The sequence below is a fragment of the Vibrio sp. KUL70 genome, assembly GCF_059725515.1.
In genome coordinates this window covers 164307-183991 of record NZ_AP045835.1, presented here as the reverse complement: position 1 = coordinate 183991, position 19685 = coordinate 164307, and the positions used below count along the sequence as shown (strand labels likewise).

Here is a 19685-nt window from a genome sequence, read left to right as displayed (position 1 = left end):
ATGATCGTTTCTCATAATGAACTTGTCGCGGCTGTGAACAAAGCCTTTCTTGGTATGCGTCGCTGCTGCGGTGAAGCGGACGTGGTTGCCAACATGGTGGCTGATTTGCAGATGGTTGGTTTAGACGGTGTGCGTCACTTCAACAACGCGAGCAACTACATTGGGCTTGAGTCTGACACGCCTGTGGCTATTTCGGTGACCAGTGATAATACGGTAGAGGTGGACCTGCACAAAAGCAGCGTTGCATGCCATCTACCTGTGATCATGGATTATGTGATTGAAAAAATGGTCGGTAAAAAGGCGCTCAAAATCGAACTGATTAACTGTCACAATCGATGGTTGGCATATAGCGAGCTGGTAAAACTTGCTTCAAAGGGTATCGCTTGTACTGCGAGTTGGGCAAATGGATCGAATCCGAAGCGTACCTTATATGTTCTAAACCGAGGTTGTGTTGCACCGGAGCTGTTCCTGTCAGACGAAGTCTCACCTCATGCCGATGATTATCACAATATGACCATTGAGCTGTCGATTCATGATTTCGATGTGGATGCGTTATCTCAAGGGTTTGAGCAACACATAACGTCTTCTTCTCTCACAGAAAGTCAGAGCAATGCTTGGCAAAATGGTATTGAGGTCGATGAAAAAGAGTGGGGCATGTTGAAAGAAACGGCTACAGCGATACTGGTCGAAAACAGCCAACGATCTGTTCAAGGTGCTGGTGAGTTGGAGCCTGAAACCATTTAAAACCTTAATCTGCTTTCATTGGTTTCTATAGAGGAACCAATTGCAAATCTTAGTGACAGTGTCACTAGTTGGTGTGATTTTCAACCAAAGAGCTTAATGTCCCCTCTCAGCATTAGGCTCTTTTTTTTGCTGGTAAATCATTGAATAGAGATAGAAGCCAATATTTTTGTTCGTTTTGACGATTTACAGTTTCCTATAGGGTGACTTGCGAGTATCTTGAAATTATAAATAGATCAGTTACAGATAAAGGATACTTGCGTGCAGGCACAATTCATTGATGGAACGAGGCTTTACCGTCAACATAGCTTTCAGCTTCCTCTCGATTACCAGAACCCACACGGTCAACAAATTCAGGTGTTTGCACGTGAATTGGTGGACCTTGCGAAAGACAATCAAGATTTACCTTGGCTTGTTTACTTTCAAGGCGGCCCGGGCTTCCCCTCGCCAAGAATGAGTGGCGAATCGGGTTGGGTAAAACGTGCTCTCCAGCAGTACCGCGTGCTTTTACTAGACCAGCGCGGCACAGGCAATAGCACGGTGATTAGCCATCAAACACTGGCTCACCTGAATCCAGAGCAACAAGCTGATTACCTGTCACACTTCCGAGCTGACAACATTGTGCGTGACGCTGAGGCGATTCGTGAACAATTTGGTGCTAAGCAGTGGGCGACGATCGGTCAGAGCTTTGGCGGCTTTTGTACACTGACTTACCTTTCTCTGTTTCCTCAAAGCTTACTGCGTTGTTATGTCACAGGCGGTATTCCATCAATTGAGCGTGAAGCAGATGATGTCTATCGAGCGACTTACAAGCGTGTGGAAGATAAGAACAAAGCCTTCTTCGCTCAGTTCCCGCAAGCACAAACACTGTGTCGTGAGATTGCCGATCATCTATTGACTCATGAAGTGCGTCTGCCGAATGGTCAGATCTTTACGGTTGAGCAGTTCCAGCTAATTGGTATTAACCTTGGTGGCGGGGAAGCGAATCTGCCGATGTACTTCACATTGGAAAACGCCTTTGTTGATGTGGATGGAGAGAAGCAACTGAGCTACAGCTTCTTAAATCAGATGCAACAAGATCAGGCTTACCTCACTAATCCTATTTATGCGATTCTGCATGAGTCGATCTATTGTCAAGGTACGGCGTCGCAATGGTCAGCGCATCGTGTTCGCGATGAATATCCGCACTTTAACTACCAAACAGGTGATGCGTTTTGGTTTACGGGCGAAATGGTTTACCCGTGGATGTTTGACCAATTAGAGACCCTAAAGCCGTTAAAGCAAGCTGCTGAATTATTAGCTGACAAGTCAGACTGGGTTCGTTTATATGAACCGAAACAGCTTAGCGAAAACAGAGTACCGATGGCGTGTGCAGTGTATGCAGATGACATGTACGTTGAGCTTGATTACAGCCGTGAAACTCTGGCTAAGATTCCAAACTCGAAAGCGTGGATCACCAATGAATACGAGCACAATGGTATCAGAGCAGATGGTGAACGCATTCTAGATAAGTTAATGACAATGGTTGAGTCAATTGAGAACCTACCGAAGTAACTTGTCACTGTTTAATTAATTGTCAGTTGCTTAAAGGTTTCTTATCAAACTACGAAAAAACGCTGCTAAATTTAGCAGCGTTTTTTTCATTCCGTTAGGGGGAAAGCGTTGTGGGGAAAAGTCGGCGTTTGTTGTTCTTAATTTTAATTAATTATTCGCCAAGTAACTGACAAGCCGACTGAACAGCATTGTCGATGTCAGTTAATTTCCCAGCACCAGCAGGGCCTAAAACACGAGTATAAAGTGCAGTTTGTTGTTCGAACGTCAGACCTAATTGGTTGTAAAGATCTTGACGAATTTGAGCGAATTCTTGCGGCTCTGCATTCGATAGCCCTTCTAGGGTGTTGTAAATGAGAGTGGATTTATCCATAAACTGTCCTTTGTACATCTGTTAAAAATGAAAGCATTATGCACTCTGTCTAGTATTGTTTCTGGGATTCCGATCGCAATATGTGTTAATTAATCGTTATCTTTAGTGATTGATCTCTAATGAATAATGACTCAACAATGTAAAAAAGAGACCTTGAACAGGTCTCTTTTGTTAGGGCGTGTTGATCTTTTGAGCTGGTTTTTGCAGCGAGTTGCTGGGTATTTATACAAGGCAGAGGCTTTGATGTGTAGCTAGCCTACATGAGAAGCCGATAACGCAGTAGAAATGACCAGCAAACGCTGCCCGAAGGGTTCGAGCTGGGCGCCCCCGCAAAAAGCGTTTTACTCTTTGTTGAGGGAGATTTGCTTAGAATGACTAGGCTACGTCTCCCTCGCCGCGATTAAACGCTTTTGACCAGGCGTCCCCATCCGAACAAAATTCAACCACGAAAGGTCAACACGCCCTAGCTCATGTCCTTTTAAGCCAACAGGTATCGTTATTTGATGTGGATATTGTTGTCTCTACGGTCATACATTTCAGGGGTTGTGTGCAACCCGCCAGCGTATCCCGCCGCTTCTAAGGTCTCTCTCACTTCTCGAACGTATTCGGGTGTGACAGGGTCGTGCCTATCACCAAGGTTTTTACGTACAAAAGTGATGAGTTCAGCCAACTTCTGGTCAGAGAGTACCTCTTCAAAACTCGCCATTGGCATAAAGTTTCTATCCTTGTCGAGATAGGTTGGTTGTAGGCCTCGAACTGTTACTGCAACGGTGTTAAACGGGTCACTGTGCATAATAATCCCGTTGTTAAGCAGAGTCGGAGCAATTGGATCTCGGCCTTTACCATCGTCACCGTGGCAAGCCCCACATGTTTGACGGTAGGTTGCATAGATATCAGACTGATACGCTGCATCATCGAAACCTTTCGGCTGCAAAGGAACCGCGTCGGGTGAAATCATATTATTGGTATCGCCTTGTAACAGGTAATACGACATTGATTCGACATCTTCCCGCGTCATCAAGCTCAAGCTATTTTTTACTACGTCAGCCATTCCAGCAAATGCAGTGCCTTTATCTGAGTGACCAGTGTGCAAGAAGTCCGTTAACGTCTTTTCATCCCATCCATCGATATAGAGCTCGTTAGCAGTAATGTCTGGCGCGTTCCAACCATCAATTAAGTTGCCTTGAAATATACGTTCAGGTATCAACGCTTGAGCAATATTTCTTGGAGTGTGACACTCCGAGCAGTGTCCGAGCCCTGCAACCCAGTATTTTCCCCGTTGCCACTTCTCGACATCGTCAACACTCTCTTTAAGCTCTTGTGGTACTTGATAGTCGATTGGGTCGGTGTCCATAAAGACAATGTTCCAGCCTAATAGTCCAAGTCTGATGTTGGATGGAAATATCATGCTGTTATCATTATTTCGACGAGAAACCGCAGGAATTGACTGCATATACTCCCAAAGATCTATCATGTCTTGGTCAGTGAGGTATTGATAGGAAGTGTAGGGCATTGCTGGATAGAGGTAGCCCTCTTTGCCTTTACCCTTGACCAATGCATCCCTAAAGTCATCAAAGTCATATCGACCGATGCCTTCACTGGCGTGAGGAGTGATATTGGTCGAGTAAACAGTACCAAAAGGAGTCACGAATGGTAGGCCGCCAGCGAAAGGTTCTCCACCTTCAGCACTATGACACGCAACACAATCTCCGGCATGAGCAAGGTACTCACCGCGTTCAACCGAGTCCGCTTTTAAGGCCGCAAGTCTTTCTACTTCTGTCTGTTCTGAATGACGAATGTAAGCGCCTAGGGCAAGAATCTCATTTGCTGTAAGTTGCTCTTCAAAGGCTGGCATCAAGTTGTTTAGGCCGAAGTTGATTGTGTGCTGTATCTCTTCGATACTGCCTCCGTGTAGCCAAATACTGTCTGAGAGATCTGGTACACCAAGAGCAGGGTTAGCAACAGTGCCATCAGCATGACAGGAAGCGCAGTTTTTTAAGAAGAGGCTCTTGCCAAGTTCGACTTTGACCTCTGGCACATCAGTGTGGCGCTGATTGAGAGAGGCAAGATAATAGGACATTTTGGATATCTCATCGGGTCTGAGTATCTCACTCCAACCCGGCATCGCGCCGTTTCTACCTTTGGCGATAGAGTGGATAATGGCGTTGTCGTCACCACCGTATAACCACTCTTGATCAATGAGATTAGGGAAGTGTTTCTGACCTTGAGCATTGTCTCTGTGACACGCTGCGCAATGGGTTTGAAACAGAATTTGGCCACTTGCGACAATCTCAGGTACCAAAGCTAAGGTGTTGAGATCGGTTTGAGTCTGCATGGCCATTTGTTCGTCCAGCGAGGTAGACGGGGAGCTCAATCTGTCATCGCTCTGTTGCCAATCAACTAGACCTCGCCATTCTCCCATACCGGGGTATAGCACGAGGTAACCAGCAGAAATAACAAAAGCGATAGCGTAGCCAACAAATAACAACTTAGGTGGAGGCGCGTCTTTCTCTTCAATGTTATCAAAAGTACCGACAGTATGATCGTGGTCGGCTTTATGGTTACTGCGCCAATATTTAACAACCACAGAAACCATTAAAACAAAGAAGATTAGGGTGCAAATGATCGCCCACCAGTTCCAGAATGTACTCATGGCGACACCTCCTGTGCTGTATCTTGCCCGAGGCTCTGCAAGTAACGAATCAGTGCTTCGGCTTTGGTTTTGCCGCGCACTTGCAGCCTCGCTTCGCTGATCTCACTATCTGTGTATGGCACACCGAGAGTTCGCAGCGTTTTCATCTTGTCTCCAATGTCATCACCTGAAAGCGTTTGTTCGAACAACCAAGGGTATGCGGGCATGATTGAAGTCGGTACGACTTGTCTAGGGTTGATGAGATGGATAATGTGCCACTGGTCTGAATATTTTCGACCTAGGTTAGTAAGATCTGGCCCAGTACGTTTTGAGCCCCAAAGATTCGGGAATTCATAGATGTCGTCAGCTTCTTGATTCGCGCGACCGTTGCGCTTTACCTCGGGATCGAGCGGTCGAACCATCTGTGTATGACATACATGGCACCCTTCGCTGATGTAGATATCACGGCCAGCTAACTCCAGTGCAGTGAGAGGCTTAGCCAAGCTTCCTGCGGTTATATCTGCGGTGCGCACAATATTAGGGACAACCCATACCAATAGTGAGAAGGAGGCGACGACGACAGTCGTCAGGATCAGAATCCAAACCGATTGAGTGAAGTCTTTACTCATAACCTAAGCCTCCTTTGCCACTAACTCGTTCGGCATGCGAACGGTTTTGTAGAGATTGACTGCCATCAACAGAAGACCCAACACAAACAGAGCCCCGCCAAAGAAACGCAAGAACAACCACGGGGCCTTGAAGTCCATAGCTTGTACGAAGCTGTAAACTAATTCGCCGTTGTCGTTTTGTGTTAGCCACATGTAGCCTTCGCCGATACCTGCGACCCACAGTGCAATGGCGTAAAGAGCAACCCCAGCATGCGCGAGCCAAAAATGCCATTTAAGTAGCCTTGATGACCACAGTTCGGTTTTATTCCACAGTCGCGGAATGAAGTAGTAGAAGACCGCAATGCCTGACATGCCAACCCAACCCAGTGCACCTGAGTGAACGTGCCCGATAACCCATTCGGTGTTGTGAGCGAGCATGTTAAACCAGCGAATCGCGAGTAGTGGGCCTTCGAATGTGGCTAAGCAGTAGTAGAGAATCGCCGAGAAAAAGAACAACAGGATGTAGTCGTTTTTGAGTTTCTCTTTGTTCTGAAGCAGTGTCATTGCGCTATTGAACGCACCCGCCCACGAAGGAAGCCAAAGAATCAATGACATCACAATGCCGATGTTTTGTACCCAAACAGGAACAGAGGAGTAAATCAAATGGTGGGTTCCTGCCCACGTATAGAAACCGACTAAGCCCCAAAAGTGGATCACGGATAGACGGTATGAGTAAATCGGACGGTCAGCGGCTTTGGGGATGAAGTAGTAGTTCATGCCGATGATCCCAGCTGTAAGCAGGAAGCCAACTGCATTATGGCCCCACCACCACTGGACGATGGCGTCTTGAGCGCCGGCAAATACCGAGTAGGACTTCATGGCTGAAACAGGCATGGCGAGATTGTTGATAATAAAGATCATCGCGATAACGATAATGAATGCCGCGAAAAACCAGTTAGCAACAAAAATATGTCCCACCTTACGTTTGGCTATCGTACCGAAGAAGAGAACGGCGTAAAGAACCCAAACAAAAACGATTAACAAGTCGATTGGCCACTCTAGCTCTGCGTACTCTTTAGAAGTGGTGTAACCCGCAGGGAGTGAAATCAATGCAAGTAAGAGAATGAGCTGCCATCCCCAGAACACCATCCATGCCAAGCTTTTGTTGAAGAGTTGGCAATGTCCGGTCCGCTGCGCAATGTAGAGTGAAGTCCCCATAAGGATATTGACGACGAATCCGTAGATGACGCCGGAGGTGTGAAGCGGGCGCAGGCGACCGAATTGGAAGTACTGAGAGTCGAAATTGAGAATGGGCCAGTAGAGTTGCGCAGCGAGAATGACCCCGATTAACATGCCTAAAATGGCCCAGACGAAAGATGCCAGAATGAAGTACTTAACCACCTTCACACTGTATTGCGTTGTCACGTTATCCATAACAAGCTCCTGTAAAGGTTACTTTTCGTTGCCGAGTTGTGAGTAGAAGTAGGAGATATCCTCAATGTCTTGGTCGGAAAGAGCATCAGCTTGTTGCTGCATTAAAACGGCCAGTCCACTGGTACGCTCGCGAGTTTGATAATCTTTGAGCGATGAAATCAGATACCCCATTTTTTGACCGCGCAGATTTGGATAGGGCTCTTGGGTAGAGATGCCGTCTTCGCCATGGCAGGTCATACACACCTTGGCTTTCTGTTTACCTATCTCGAATTGTTCATCATTGCTCACAGCGTCTGCTGAGAAAAAGAGAGCAGTTGCGACAATCAGAGAGGTAAATAATGTCTTAGGGTTCCATCGTTCTTGAATTAAGCTCATCACGGTTTCCTTAGAAGTGTGAAGATACATCGCTAAGTGGCCAATTCTCAGCTGCCAAGCAGCACAATCGCGTTGTTATGTGCATTTAGGTCTGATAAATGCGAACTTTAAAGGGTACTGCGCAATTATGTAGATGCGCTAAATGGAAAGGTTTTCTTTTTGTTGTCTCTGTAATACGTAAAGTCTGCAGGTTTCGGATTAGTTCAACTGAAAGAAAAACAACAGAAAGCGAAGTTAGAATTGAGTTGCGGCTGGGTTCGTATTAAGTATGATCAGGACTTTGCTCTTTGAGAGAAAGAATGCTCACAGGGCTAGAAGGCACAACACATCTTCAACAGAACGCTTCGATTCTAAAAGAGAAAAGCGCTGCTCGGCTTGCATGACAGTGCTCAAACCGTAATGATTGTGAATTTTGTATCTGAAAAGGAATCACTTGATGAAGATAAGAGAATATCGAAATACAGATGCACCAGAGCTTTGGGCTCTGTTTTTTAACACGATAAGAAACGTCAATATCCAACACTATAGCCAGTCTCAGGTTGAAGCATGGGCACCTTCTGAGTTTTCAATAGACGTTTGGCAAAACAAGATGGATAAGATCCGTCCCTTTGTTGTTGAACTGGAAGGAACCATTGTTGGGTATACAGACTTACAAGAGAGCGGGTTGATAGACCATTTCTTTTGTCACCATGAATATCAAGGACGGGGTATCGGCAGTCAACTCATGTCACACGTATTGAACTTGGCTAAACAACAGGGATTGAAAAGGGTCTTTTCTGAAGTAAGCATCACGGCGCGTCCTTTTTACGAGCACTTTGGATTCTCTGTCGTGAATGAACAGACTATCGAAGTCCGTGGGCAAACCATGAATAATTTTGTGATGGAAAAACAGTTAGCCTAGCTGAATTAGTACAACTCAGGTGATTGTTTCATTAAATCAATGGTTGTTGCTGACAGGTCAGCTTGATCTGGCAGTTAACCACTTTCCTGTTGGCACAACTATTGATTTAAATTTAGCTTTTTCTCGGTGCTCTTTTACATATCGAGCACTCACTACTCTTTTGTCTACAACATATTCTTTGTCTACAAAATATTACTTGTTTACAAAATCTTTGAAGCGTTGTTTGGTTGCATCGTCTGCTTTTTCATACCAGAAATACAACATCTCTTCTGCAGTATTGTCCGACGCTGTTACTTTCGCTGGTAGTGTTACAGGTTGAACAGCTGTATTTGCCGCAGTTGCACTGATCGTTGCTGCTGAAGCAGTTGTGCTCGCCAGTGCTGCGACACCGCCTTTTTTATTGTAGTTGGCTGCCTCTGTTGGGTAGTTTCGCCCAATCTGCATACCTTTTTTCACTAATGTGTCTTCTTTGACCTTAACCGTTTGCTGGTCCGAATCGACAAGGCTCCATTGAAGATCCTTCATGCCTTCTTTTGCGGCACTGATATTTCGGTACTTAGGCATATTGAAGGTCAGTGTCGTATTACTCGCATCAAAGGTTGCGATGATGGTATCGCTGTCAATGAACTCACGATCGTTACCTTGGTCAAAAGCTACCTGATATTGGAATACAATTTGGTTCTGACCGTCTGGCAGTGTCATGGTTTTATGAGAGGAGAAAAGTCCGCCGTCTAAATCGGGTTTATTTTCGTTCACTGCTAAGATATCCACACTCGAAGGGACTTTGATTTCAATGTCTGCTGAAGCGAATGGAGCCACTACCAAAGCAGTGATTAAGGCAATCTTTTGTGTCGTTTTCATAATCGGGCAAGTTGTTTGAAAAGAAGAATTTACAATGTCACGCACTCGTGTTGAGTTCAAGCAATGTCTGTGAAATTAAGGATATTTTGCGAAATCTTAACGTAACTGAAACAATCAGTGATGAGTGACCGAACGGCTAGTCGCCCTAGTCACTCATTTTAAGCGACGCCTTTGTTATTTATTTCCTTTTCAAAGATCTTTATGGGGTTACCCAACGATGATAAAGCGTCTAAAAGAACATCCTTTTTAACCGGTTTATAGATAACGTTAGTCGCTCCTGCTTCGAAGAACTGAGTCCGGACTTGTGGGGATAAGTCGGCAGTACAAGCAATAACCTTGGCTGTTACTTTGTAGTGATTGAGTAAGGTGGTTGTCGCTTCTAGCCCGGTCATGTTTGGCATGTGATGATCCATCAAGATCAAATCATACTGCTTATCTGTGGCCATAGTTACCGCGATAGCACCATCGGTGGCGTGATCGATTCTCTCATATCCCAGTTTATTGAGTAGTTTCGCCAATACGATGTAGTTGACCTTGTTGTCTTCAGCAATGAGTATCGAAATGTCTGAGCTGGATATGGGTGTGAGTTCATCATTTGCTTTAGGTCTGGTGTCTAGCAGTGTAACGGGGATTTGTAGGTCAATTTGGGTATGGCCATTCTTAGATAATCTGTGTTCCATATGGCCTAATAATGCGATTAACGCTTTTTCAATCACCCTGAATCCAGCGTTAATGCCTTGGTCGAACGTTCCCTGTGGCGATGTCTGATGTTTATTTAACGTCAGCTGTTTACTGATAAGTCCATTATCTTCAAATGTAAAACATACCAATAATTGTTGCTCATCGGCGTCAATGGCTAAACCACTTTCAAACCATAATGTGCCACCTCGTAATTGAGAAACTGCGCTGAGTACAAAAAAATCGATGATGGTATCGAGTAAATTCTCATCGACGAGTACATCACATTGATTCGGAATAGATAGAGTAGGTTCCAGTAGTAACCCATTGCCGCGCGCTAATGCTTGGATGGACTCTCTCTTATGAGACATATAAGAGGTGAGATTAAGTTGTTGGGGGCGAGGAGTAATGTGGTCATTGTCTAAGTGAGCAAGCTTGATGACATAGTTTAATGAAGCCTGTAAAAGTCTACTTGAGTGTGTGATTTGTTCTCCTAGGCGTTGAGCATCACTGAGCTGCTCACTCAACATAACTTTTTGCGCTAGTTTGTCCAAATCTTGTGCTGGTTTAGTTAACTCATTCGATATTAAGTGCATGAGCTGCGTTTTGGCTTGTGTAGCTTGATGAGATTGCTCTATTTTGGTCTCTAGTGCTCTTTCAAGTTGTTTTTGTTTGCTAACGTCTCTTAACGAGCAGATGAAATGACTGGTTTCGCCTTTGGTAGAGCGTGGGATTATCGAAATATCCACCCAGCAAGAGGAGCCATTTTTATGATACTGCAAAACTTGGACTTCGATTGTTTTGTGTTTATCAATCGCATCGGTTATCCGCTTCACCTCTTTAATATCCGTCTTGGGACCTTGAAGAAGCTGCGTAAACAATCTCCCTTTCACCTCTGATGTTTGATAGCCAAATAGCTCGCTGAATCTGCGATTGATTGAGGATATTGAACCATCTTTTGTGACGATCATAATCGCATCGGTCGTAAATTGATTAGCGGTATTATCGAACTCATTGCAATCTGATGTGGCACCTTGCCTCTGGTTAGACTCTTTGGCAGAACTGATGCGGATAGATATGAGGGCTATTACCCAGATCGCGCACAGGGTAATAAGTCGGTTAAACACTGCGAACCAGGCGTCATTGCCGTGTGGAGAAAGGTAATAACCAATGACGGTCAACAGAGTGCAAACGATAGCCCAAATTAAAGTGAAATTTGGGTTGTTACGAATGAGTGAAAGGACAATCACAATGACATAAGGAACAGCCATGGCGATACCAAGTGGCAAATGAAGATCGAAGACAAATAGGGTTGCGGCGATCAGGGTTAGGTATAGGCCCAAGTTTGAGCTAGTCAAATTAACACTCCACTTCATTGCACTCTCCTTAACCTGTCTTTGATTGATGTTGGTATTTATCAATCAAACGCTTAGCTTGATGGCTATTGACCATGAGCCGATTTATCACTTGCTGTAGGATTTCTGCTGCAGGCATTTGCTCTGCGTCAAGATCTTGTTCTACTTGCTCAATCAGTTTCGATATCTCAGACATTCCAAATTGAAGCGAAATGCCTTTGATGGCTTGAATAATGGGGCCGAGTTCTTCTGGCTTTGAGTGAGTGAATACCTCTATCAGTGCATCGATTTTAATCTCTAGATCATGTTCAAGTGACTGCAAACAATCAATTTTGTCTTGGTATGCAAGGTTGAGGTCAGTTAAAAGCTGGCTTCGAGAAAGCTCTTCTTCTGTCATTGGAAGTTTATCTTTAGAATATCGCACCAGACGTGTGACATTAGCTGGAAGGGACGAGGTACTATCGTGCCCGCTATCATCTCGATTCGCTTGAAATTGCGCTTCAAACTGATAAATCGCATTTTGTAAGCTGTTTTTTTGTAAGGGCTTGGTTAATACAAAGTTTGCACCACATTCGATAAACTCGTCGTGTGCTTCTTTAAACACATCGGCGGTACAAGCGAAGATAACCGTTTTAAGTTTCAGCTTGTTTCGGATGTTTTGAATCGCTTCGATACCGTTCATTTTGGGCATGTGATTATCCATGATTATCAAATCATAGGATTGATTTTTGAGTTTATCTAACGCTTGAAGCCCGTCATATGCGTTCTCAACATCAAGGTTTAGCGACTCGCAAAACTTCTTGATAACCATAGCGTTAATTTTGTTATCTTCTACAAGTAGCACTGAAAAATCCTTAAGTGCTAATCCGTGAGCTTCCTTAATTGTGGCATCCTCTTGATGCGCTTTTTCCTCTAGTTCAAATGGTATGGTAACAGTAAATTGGGTGCCGACATTCGGCTGACTAAATACGGAGATGCTCCCTCCCATTAACTCAACCAGTTGCTTGACAATAGATAGACCTAACCCTGTGCCGCCAAATTTACGTGTCGTAGAGAGCTCAGCCTGCTCAAAGGCAGAAAAGATACTGTCGATTTTGTCTTCTGCAATCCCTATCCCTGTATCTGTCACAAGCATTTGAATAGCGCGAGGGGAGGTATCTTGAATATCGAACTCGAGTTCGACTTTACCTGTTTCAGTAAATTTGATCGCATTCCCAGCAAGGTTAAATAGTATTTGGCGAGTTCTAGCTTGATCACCAATAAGCTGAATGTTTGTCGGTACACGATTTGTGATGCACAGTTGAATGCCCTTACTTTCAGCAAGGGAGGTGAGCGTTTTATCAAGGTGAACAATGAGGTCGGGAATAGTAAATGGACTACTTTCAAGCTCCATCTTACCTTGTTCAACTTTTGAGAAGTCGAGAATGTCGTTTAATATAGTGACAAGGTGCTGACCTGAATCCATGATCAACTGAGCTTGTTTTCTTGTCTCAATCTCATGAGAGTCGTCCTTAATGATTTGTGCGATGCCCAATACACCGTTCATTGGTGTTCGCAGCTCATGACTCATCGTCGCTAGGAATAAAGATTTAGCATTGTTGGCTTTTTCTGCCTTATCGGCGGCGAGTTGGTAAGCTTGAGTGTTTGCTTTTAGTTCGTAGTAGCGCCAAACCACGATACTGATGAACAGTGCAAATAGCAGCACGACAAGAGCAATCGTAAGGTTTGCAATCACCTCGTTGAGGTGATCTTGTAAATTGATGAAGCGATGCTCGATATCATCAAGGTAAGCAATGTGTCCTGGAGACAACGTTTTGGAGATGAGCTGCTGATGTTGCTGATTTATCTCATTGAAGGTTTGCGCGAGTATCAATTGGTCATTAGAGGACGAGACATCCGACGGTGCTCCCGTCGTTTGTGAATCACTTGACGTTTCATTAATACCAAGGTTTTTCTCTAGCGAAGAGATGTTAGAGAGCATGGCCTCCAACAAATGACTTTTCGTATCTTGCGTCGATGCATTAGTCAATAGATTGGTGAGGGATTGTAGAATGAACTGACGAGCTACAGTATGCCCAACAATATGATCCAGTTGATCAATGGTTTCCACTGTTCGAAAGTAGAAGCTGTCCAACAATGCTTTTGTTTCTAATCCGTCAAACAGTATGGAATGAATTTTAGCGTTTGTGGAGGTGCGGTAGAACTGTTGAAGGTCTCTTTCAATCCGTACTAAACTGGCGGAAATCTCATAGGGATTGGAAACCCCATTTATTGTGCTGCTGGCTATGATGTCTCTTTTTTCTAGTACTTTGTGCCCGATCTCGCGCGTAACTTCTCCATAATGAGTGACCTTGTTATATTCTGTATACGCCAAAACGATATAACTGACGAGCCCAACGAACATTGAAGCAAAAAATAGTGATAGGAGTTTGAATTTATTCATTCTCGAATGCCTCTAAAATGGATGGGCGTTGTCCGGTGAGGGTTTCAAGAAAAGCTTTCAAATGCTTAACCGTATCATCTTCAAATGTTTTACCAAGTTGGCTCTCACCCATGATTTTGATCGCTTCTTCTAAAGAGTGTGTTTGCCCGTCATGAAAGTAGGGGGCTGTGATTGCGACATTGTGTAAGCTAGCGACTCTAAATAAGTGTTTATCCATTTCTTTTCCGGTAGACATAAAACGCCCCTGATCTTCACTGCGCTCTTGCCCTGTCTTTGTCAATCCAAAATAGCCGAATCGCATTACCATCCCTCCACCAATGTTGGTGCCTTGGTGGCAGCGTATACAGCCCTCTTCTTGAAATGCATACCACCCTTTCTTGGCACTTTCTCCGATAGCTTCCTCATTACCTTGGATATAGCTATCAAATGGAGAGTTTGGGGTGGTGAGGGCTCTCATGAACTCGACCAGACTGGCCTTGATAGATTGTTCGTTGATTTCTAAGTCTAACTGACTAAATAATGGCTGATACTGTGGTGTTTGAGAGACATATTGGGTAATTGAAGGCCAGTTTGAGTCCATTTCTACTGTGTTGTGAATTGGACCATCAATTTGCGATTCAAGAGTATTGGCACGACCATCCCAAAAAAATCGATAGTTGTAGGCGGCATTAAAAACGGTCAGCGAATTACGCGTACCGACCCCGTTCACCCCGATAGAAACAGCGTTGGTCTCTGCACCATTGGATTGTAAATCATGGCAGCTTTCACAACTGATATTCTTGTTTGACGATAGGTTAGGGTCTCTAAACAGCAACCATCCCACCTTAGCGAGCGCTCTATCGATTTCTATATCACTTGGTATGGGAGTTACCTTTTGCTGAGAAAAGAACGTTTTGGCTCCAGAATCAGAGGAAGATTCGGTGGTTATCTGATGGTGTTGATTGTGACCTTCACTATCACCGTGAGCAGAGAAATGTATGTGCTCTGTTCGAAAAACAGCGTCGTAAACTAATACTGTGGCAGAAATGGTGGCGACACAAACACTTAGTCCAACGAGATAAGGGTTCTTCATAATATTAGTTCCATCTAATAATGGTCGAACAAACGATAATCATGTTAGAGAAACTGATTTTTCGATTACATTAGTCGAACTGAGATGATCTTGTTGGTTTATCTCGACGTATAAATCAGGTTGTCTAAATACAAATTTAGTTTCATATGTGTGTGCTTGCAAGGTGTGTTAAGTGGTCTGTTAGGAATGCAGTACTTTTTTCAACAGCTTTGTGTGTTTTGGTTTTAGCGATTTACGTTGTAATAAAGACGGAATGAGTGTGTGGTGTGATCTTTTTACTGAACACGTACGTAAAACGGCGCACTTTATTTGGCTGCAACTTCTGTCGAAATAATAAATTAATTAATAGTTTAAATAACCTCGCTATTGGTTGATTTTTGAACTATACGTTTGAGGGCAGGAAGCAACAACTGATAAAGAGGTTTCTATGACAACGAAATATGGTGTGAAACGCGGGCTAGCGGTATTAAGTTCTGCATTGTTAGCTGCGACATCTACTATGGCGGCTGAAAAGCCTAATATATTAGTCATCTGGGGGGATGATATCGGTCAATCCAATGTTAGTGCGTACACATTCGGCCTGATGGGATACAAAACTCCCAATATCGATAGCATCGCCAAAGAGGGTATGATGTTTACCGATTATTACGCAGAACAGTCTTGTACCGCTGGACGTTCAACCTTTATCACTGGACAGAGTGTCCTCCGGACAGGCCTGAGTAAAGTAGGCTTGCCGGGCGCGGAGATAGGTCTGCAAGCAGAGGACGCAACTATTGCAGAGCTACTCAAGCCGATGGGTTACATGACTGGCCAATTTGGTAAAAACCATCTCGGTGACAAAGACGAATTTCTTCCAACAGCGCACGGGTTTGATGAATTTTTTGGTAACCTCTATCACCTGAACGCTGAAGAAGAGCCGGAAAATGAAAATTACCCCAAAGATCCAGAGTTTCGTAAGAAGTTTGGTCCACGTGGGGTGATTAAATCGTTCGCTGATGGCAAAATTGAAGATACCGGCCCTCTGACACGCAAGCGTATGGAGACGGTTGATGAAGAGACGTTAGACGCGGCACTCGACTTTATGGACAGAGCGGTTAAAGCGGACAAACCTTTCTTCGTTTGGTGGAATGCGACACGCATGCACTTTAGAACGCATGTACAGCCAGACAGCAAAGGTGCGACTGGCATCAGTGACTACGCTGACGGCATGGTAGAACACGATAGACATGTCGGTCAGTTGCTGAAACAAGTGGATGACCTAGGCATTAAAGATAACACTATTGTGTTCTATTCTACAGATAATGGCCCTCATATGAACTCGTGGCCAGATGCCGGTACGACGCCATTCCGCGGTGAGAAAAACACTAACTGGGAAGGTGCATACCGTGTTCCAGCCATGGTCCGTTGGCCGGGTAAGATCGAGCCGGGAACCGTTTCTAATGACATCATGCATCATATGGATTGGATGCCAACTTTCCTCGCAGCAGCGGGTGACGATAAAATTAAAGAGAAGCTGTTAAAAGGGCACACCGCCGGTGATAAAACATTTAAGCTTCACCTAGATGGTTATAATTTCCTGCCTTACTTAACGGGCAAAGAGGAAAAAAGCCCTCGTAACGAGATTTTCTACTTTACTGATGATGGTGACTTAGCAGCACTTCGTTACAACCAATGGAAAGCGGTGTTCATGGAGCAGCGTGCGACAGGAACGATGCAAATTTGGGCAGAACCGTTTGTAACGTTACGTGTACCTAAATTATTTAACTTACGAATGGATCCGTACGAAAACGCTGATATCACTTCCAACACTTATTATGACTGGCTGATAGATCATGCGTACATGTTTGTTCCAGCGCAAGCGTACGTGGGTAAATTCTTAGAAACCTTCGCAGAATTTCCACCACGTCAAAAAGCAGCGAGTTTTAGTTTAGATCAGGTTATGGAGAAGCTTCAGCAGCCTCATAACAAGTAGTTTGGCTTTAACCTAACGCATGAAAAGAGCTCTCAGGAGCTCTTTTTTATGTGCGTATTTGTGAGTAAGTGCGTGTCCTCTACGTGAATTGTTTTTCTCGAGATTCTAATCACTAAATAATTGTAAAATCGTTGTTTTTATGTCTAATCTTATTGAGTATGAGGATGGTTAAAACAAGGAATGTTATGCCTACATTGTTGTGCTCACTGTCGAACGGATTGAAGCCGCCGCACGCTATAGTATTGTCCGCAATTTTCATCATATTCAGTTTCAGTGTTTACGCTAATCAACAAGCGTTGCTTCCTATGAGCGATGAGGCTGCTAGCGTCGAGCATAAAATGACAAACGTCAGCTCAAAGGCCACTTATGTGGGTTCTGAAGCTTGTATTGATTGCCATGCAGATCAAGTTGAGGCATGGCAAGGCTCTCATCATGACATGGCGATGAAACATGCAGATAAAATGTCTGTTTTGGGTGACTTTGATGATGCTCGTGTCATACATGAGGGAAAAGAGAATCGTTTTTTTCAAAAAGGGAAGGAATACTGGGTCAATATCGAAGGGCCTGATGGTCAGTTTCACGATTATAAAATCAGCTATACCTTCGCTTTCGAGCCACTTCAGCAATATATGGTGGAATTTGATGATGGTCGAGTGCAGCTGATTCCTTTCGCATGGGATTCCCGATCTAGTCAAGAGGGCGGCCAACGCTGGTTTCATCTTTACCCAGACACCACCAACACAGATGAATTTTACTGGACCAACAGCGGCCAGAACTGGAATTTCATGTGCGCCGATTGCCACTCAACCAACCTACAGAAAAACTACGACGCAGAGCTGAATCGTTATCAAACCACTTGGTCAGAAATCAATGTCGGATGTGAGGCTTGTCATGGGCCTGCAAGTGACCATATTGACATGGCGAAAAAATCAGAAAGTGGGGAGGCGCAATCAATCGGTGTTTCTTTTGATGCTGTCAGTCATTACGGTTTTGACCGGGACCTATCGCAAGCGGTTAAAGAGTGGGTATATCAAGAAGGAAATACAACACTTCAACCTAAAGATATTATTCATACCAATCAAGTACAGACCTGCGCGCAGTGCCACAGCCGCCGCACACAACTCAATGAAACGGGCGACCACGTTAAGGGCTCTTTCTTTGACAAGTATCGATTAAGTTTGATCTCGCCCGAACTCTACTACCATGATGGTCAGATCTACGATGAAGACTATGTTTATGGCTCGTTTTTACAGTCGGCGATGGCTGAGAAAGGCGTGACTTGTACCAATTGTCATGATCCTCATACGGCTCAATTAAAGATCGCTGAAGAAGCGGTATGTAGTCAATGTCATGTCGCCTCCGAGTACACCCCGGAAAAACACACTTTCCATCAAGTGGGTACTGAGGCGTCGAAATGTACAACCTGTCATATGCCAGAAACAACCTACATGCAGGTAGATCCAAGACGAGATCACAGCTGGCATGTGCCACGCCCTGATATCAGCCAACACATTGATACGCCTAATGTATGTACTAGCTGTCATGAGGATAAAACAGACCAATGGGCTGATGCTCAAATAGGTCAGTGGTTCCCAGATTCCAAGTATCGCAACCAACAACACTTTGCCGTGGCTTTTTATGCCGATGCGATAGGACATCGAGGCGCAGTGGATGCTCTGGCTTATTCCGCGCAAGACTCAAGCCTGAGCGACATTATTCGTGCTTCAAGTCTCGAGCGTATGGCTGGTAACACGGGTCAAAACACGCTGATTTCATTAGCTAGAGCAGTGAAGCATGACAACGAGATGATTCGTTTGGGGGCAGTTGCGGGATCGTCAGGTTACGAGTTCAGTGATCGCTGGCAGATACTCGAGCCTCTATTAAATGATTCTGTACTCTCGGTACGAAGCGAAGCTGCAGGTGCTCTAGTTCGTTATTGGCGAGAAATGAACCCGTTACAGAAAGATATGATTAAGCCAGCCTTGGCTGAGTATATAGAGATTCAAGAGTTTAATGCCGACAGAGGTTTTGGTCGTACTAATTTAGGCAATGTGTATCGAGATCTTGGTCAGTACGATAGAGCGATTGAATACTACCAAGGAGCAATAAAAATAGAGCCTTATTTTGAGAACAGTTACGCCAACTTAGCAGACTTATACCGTGCCCTTGGCGATGAGCCTAAGGTGTTGGTGACCCTGAAACAAGGGATTGAAGCGCAACCTAAATCAAGTGTACTGCTATACAGTGCAGGCTTAGCTTCACTCAGAGCTAAGGATTATGTTCAGGCGAGACTATATCTTAAGCAAGCGGCTGAAATGGCCGACACCAATCCGCAGTATTGGTATGTCTATGGTCTATCATTAGAGCAGGTTGATGTAATCGCGAGTGCTAAAGCGTTACAGCGCGCTTATACAGCGAGTCGTAACCCACAGCATCTCTACGCACAGTGTGAAATTCTGGCACGTAATTCAGCGCAATTGGGCGTGAAACCAGAGTTCAATCGTTGTGTTAAGCAGCTAGAGAAAATCGCACCGCCTGAAGCTGTCAATCAGCTGAAAAGAGTGATCAAATGAAAGCACGCAAACGTATAAGACGTTTTGACCAAAATAAAAAAGTAACTATTGCTTCTACCAGAAACTATTACTTCTGACAGAAATAGTTACGGCGCTTGTGAGTAGGATGTACACAG

The 19685-nt window shown here is 44.5% G+C and carries 14 protein-coding genes; 5 read left to right on the top strand and 9 right to left on the bottom strand.

Features of this window, described 5'->3' with window-relative positions:
• Both AC6I7V_RS14905 and AC6I7V_RS14900 read left to right on the top strand, forming a co-directional pair.
• Nucleotides 1-744 carry a DUF3726 domain-containing protein gene (locus AC6I7V_RS14905; RefSeq protein WP_498012390.1) on the top strand — a complete coding sequence of 248 codons (744 nt, stop codon included), beginning with the start codon at nt 1-3 and terminating at the stop codon, nt 742-744.
• A 258-nt stretch (nt 745-1002) separates the two neighbouring features.
• Nucleotides 1003-2295, top strand: a complete 1293-nt coding sequence (locus tag AC6I7V_RS14900) for an alpha/beta fold hydrolase (protein WP_498012119.1) — start codon at nt 1003-1005, stop codon at nt 2293-2295.
• Nucleotides 2296-2446: 151 nt separating this feature from the next.
• Here the strand turns inward: AC6I7V_RS14900 and AC6I7V_RS14895 are convergent, their stop codons facing one another.
• The 5 genes from AC6I7V_RS14895 to AC6I7V_RS14875 all read right to left on the bottom strand — a co-directional run bounded on the left by AC6I7V_RS14895 (nt 2447) and on the right by AC6I7V_RS14875 (nt 7714).
• Nucleotides 2447-2665: a PAS factor family protein gene (locus tag AC6I7V_RS14895; RefSeq protein WP_032552405.1), complete on the bottom strand. Its 219-nt coding sequence runs from the start codon at nt 2663-2665 to the stop codon at nt 2447-2449.
• 496 nt (nt 2666-3161) lie between these two features.
• Nucleotides 3162-5318 carry a c-type cytochrome gene (locus AC6I7V_RS14890; protein WP_498012118.1) on the bottom strand — a complete coding sequence of 719 codons (2157 nt, stop codon included), beginning with the start codon at nt 5316-5318 and terminating at the stop codon, nt 3162-3164.
• A complete protein-coding gene (locus AC6I7V_RS14885; protein WP_498012117.1) occupies nt 5315-5926 on the bottom strand; it encodes a cbb3-type cytochrome c oxidase subunit II in 612 nt (203 codons plus the stop codon). The genes AC6I7V_RS14890 and AC6I7V_RS14885 overlap by 4 nt, the downstream gene beginning before the upstream one ends.
• Nucleotides 5927-5929: 3 nt before the next feature.
• Nucleotides 5930-7339: a cytochrome-c oxidase, cbb3-type subunit I gene (gene ccoN / locus AC6I7V_RS14880; RefSeq protein ID WP_498012116.1), complete on the bottom strand. Its 1410-nt coding sequence runs from the start codon at nt 7337-7339 to the stop codon at nt 5930-5932.
• 18 nt (nt 7340-7357) lie between these two features.
• Nucleotides 7358-7714, bottom strand: coding sequence for a c-type cytochrome (locus AC6I7V_RS14875; protein WP_498012115.1), 357 nt, complete (start codon nt 7712-7714; stop codon nt 7358-7360).
• 433 nt (nt 7715-8147) lie between these two features.
• On the opposite strand from AC6I7V_RS14875, the gene AC6I7V_RS14870 reads away from it, so the two are divergent.
• Nucleotides 8148-8615 carry a GNAT family N-acetyltransferase gene (locus AC6I7V_RS14870; protein ID WP_498012114.1) on the top strand — a complete coding sequence of 156 codons (468 nt, stop codon included), beginning with the start codon at nt 8148-8150 and terminating at the stop codon, nt 8613-8615.
• A gap of 192 nt (nt 8616-8807) precedes the next feature.
• On the opposite strand, the gene AC6I7V_RS14865 is transcribed toward AC6I7V_RS14870, so the two are convergent.
• The 4 genes from AC6I7V_RS14865 to AC6I7V_RS14850 form a co-directional block, all read right to left on the bottom strand.
• A complete protein-coding gene (locus AC6I7V_RS14865; RefSeq protein WP_255232669.1) occupies nt 8808-9476 on the bottom strand; it encodes a DUF2057 family protein in 669 nt (222 codons plus the stop codon).
• A 158-nt stretch (nt 9477-9634) separates the two neighbouring features.
• Nucleotides 9635-11530 carry a response regulator gene (locus AC6I7V_RS14860; protein WP_498012113.1) on the bottom strand — a complete coding sequence of 632 codons (1896 nt, stop codon included), beginning with the start codon at nt 11528-11530 and terminating at the stop codon, nt 9635-9637.
• A gap of 10 nt (nt 11531-11540) precedes the next feature.
• A complete protein-coding gene (locus AC6I7V_RS14855; RefSeq protein WP_498012112.1) occupies nt 11541-13952 on the bottom strand; it encodes a hybrid sensor histidine kinase/response regulator in 2412 nt (803 codons plus the stop codon).
• The gene (locus tag AC6I7V_RS14850; protein WP_498012111.1) at nt 13945-15024 is read right to left on the bottom strand and encodes a cytochrome-c peroxidase; all 1080 of its coding nucleotides are present in this window, start codon (nt 15022-15024) and stop codon (nt 13945-13947) included. The genes AC6I7V_RS14855 and AC6I7V_RS14850 overlap by 8 nt, the downstream gene beginning before the upstream one ends.
• A 427-nt stretch (nt 15025-15451) precedes the next feature.
• Between AC6I7V_RS14850 and AC6I7V_RS14845 the strand changes: the two genes are divergently transcribed.
• Both AC6I7V_RS14845 and AC6I7V_RS14840 read left to right on the top strand, forming a co-directional pair.
• The gene (locus tag AC6I7V_RS14845; protein WP_498012110.1) at nt 15452-16996 is read left to right on the top strand and encodes an arylsulfatase; all 1545 of its coding nucleotides are present in this window, start codon (nt 15452-15454) and stop codon (nt 16994-16996) included.
• Nucleotides 16997-17181: 185 nt separating this feature from the next.
• Nucleotides 17182-19569 carry a tetratricopeptide repeat protein gene (locus AC6I7V_RS14840; RefSeq protein ID WP_498012109.1) on the top strand — a complete coding sequence of 796 codons (2388 nt, stop codon included), beginning with the start codon at nt 17182-17184 and terminating at the stop codon, nt 19567-19569.
• Nucleotides 19570-19685 lie beyond the last annotated feature (116 nt).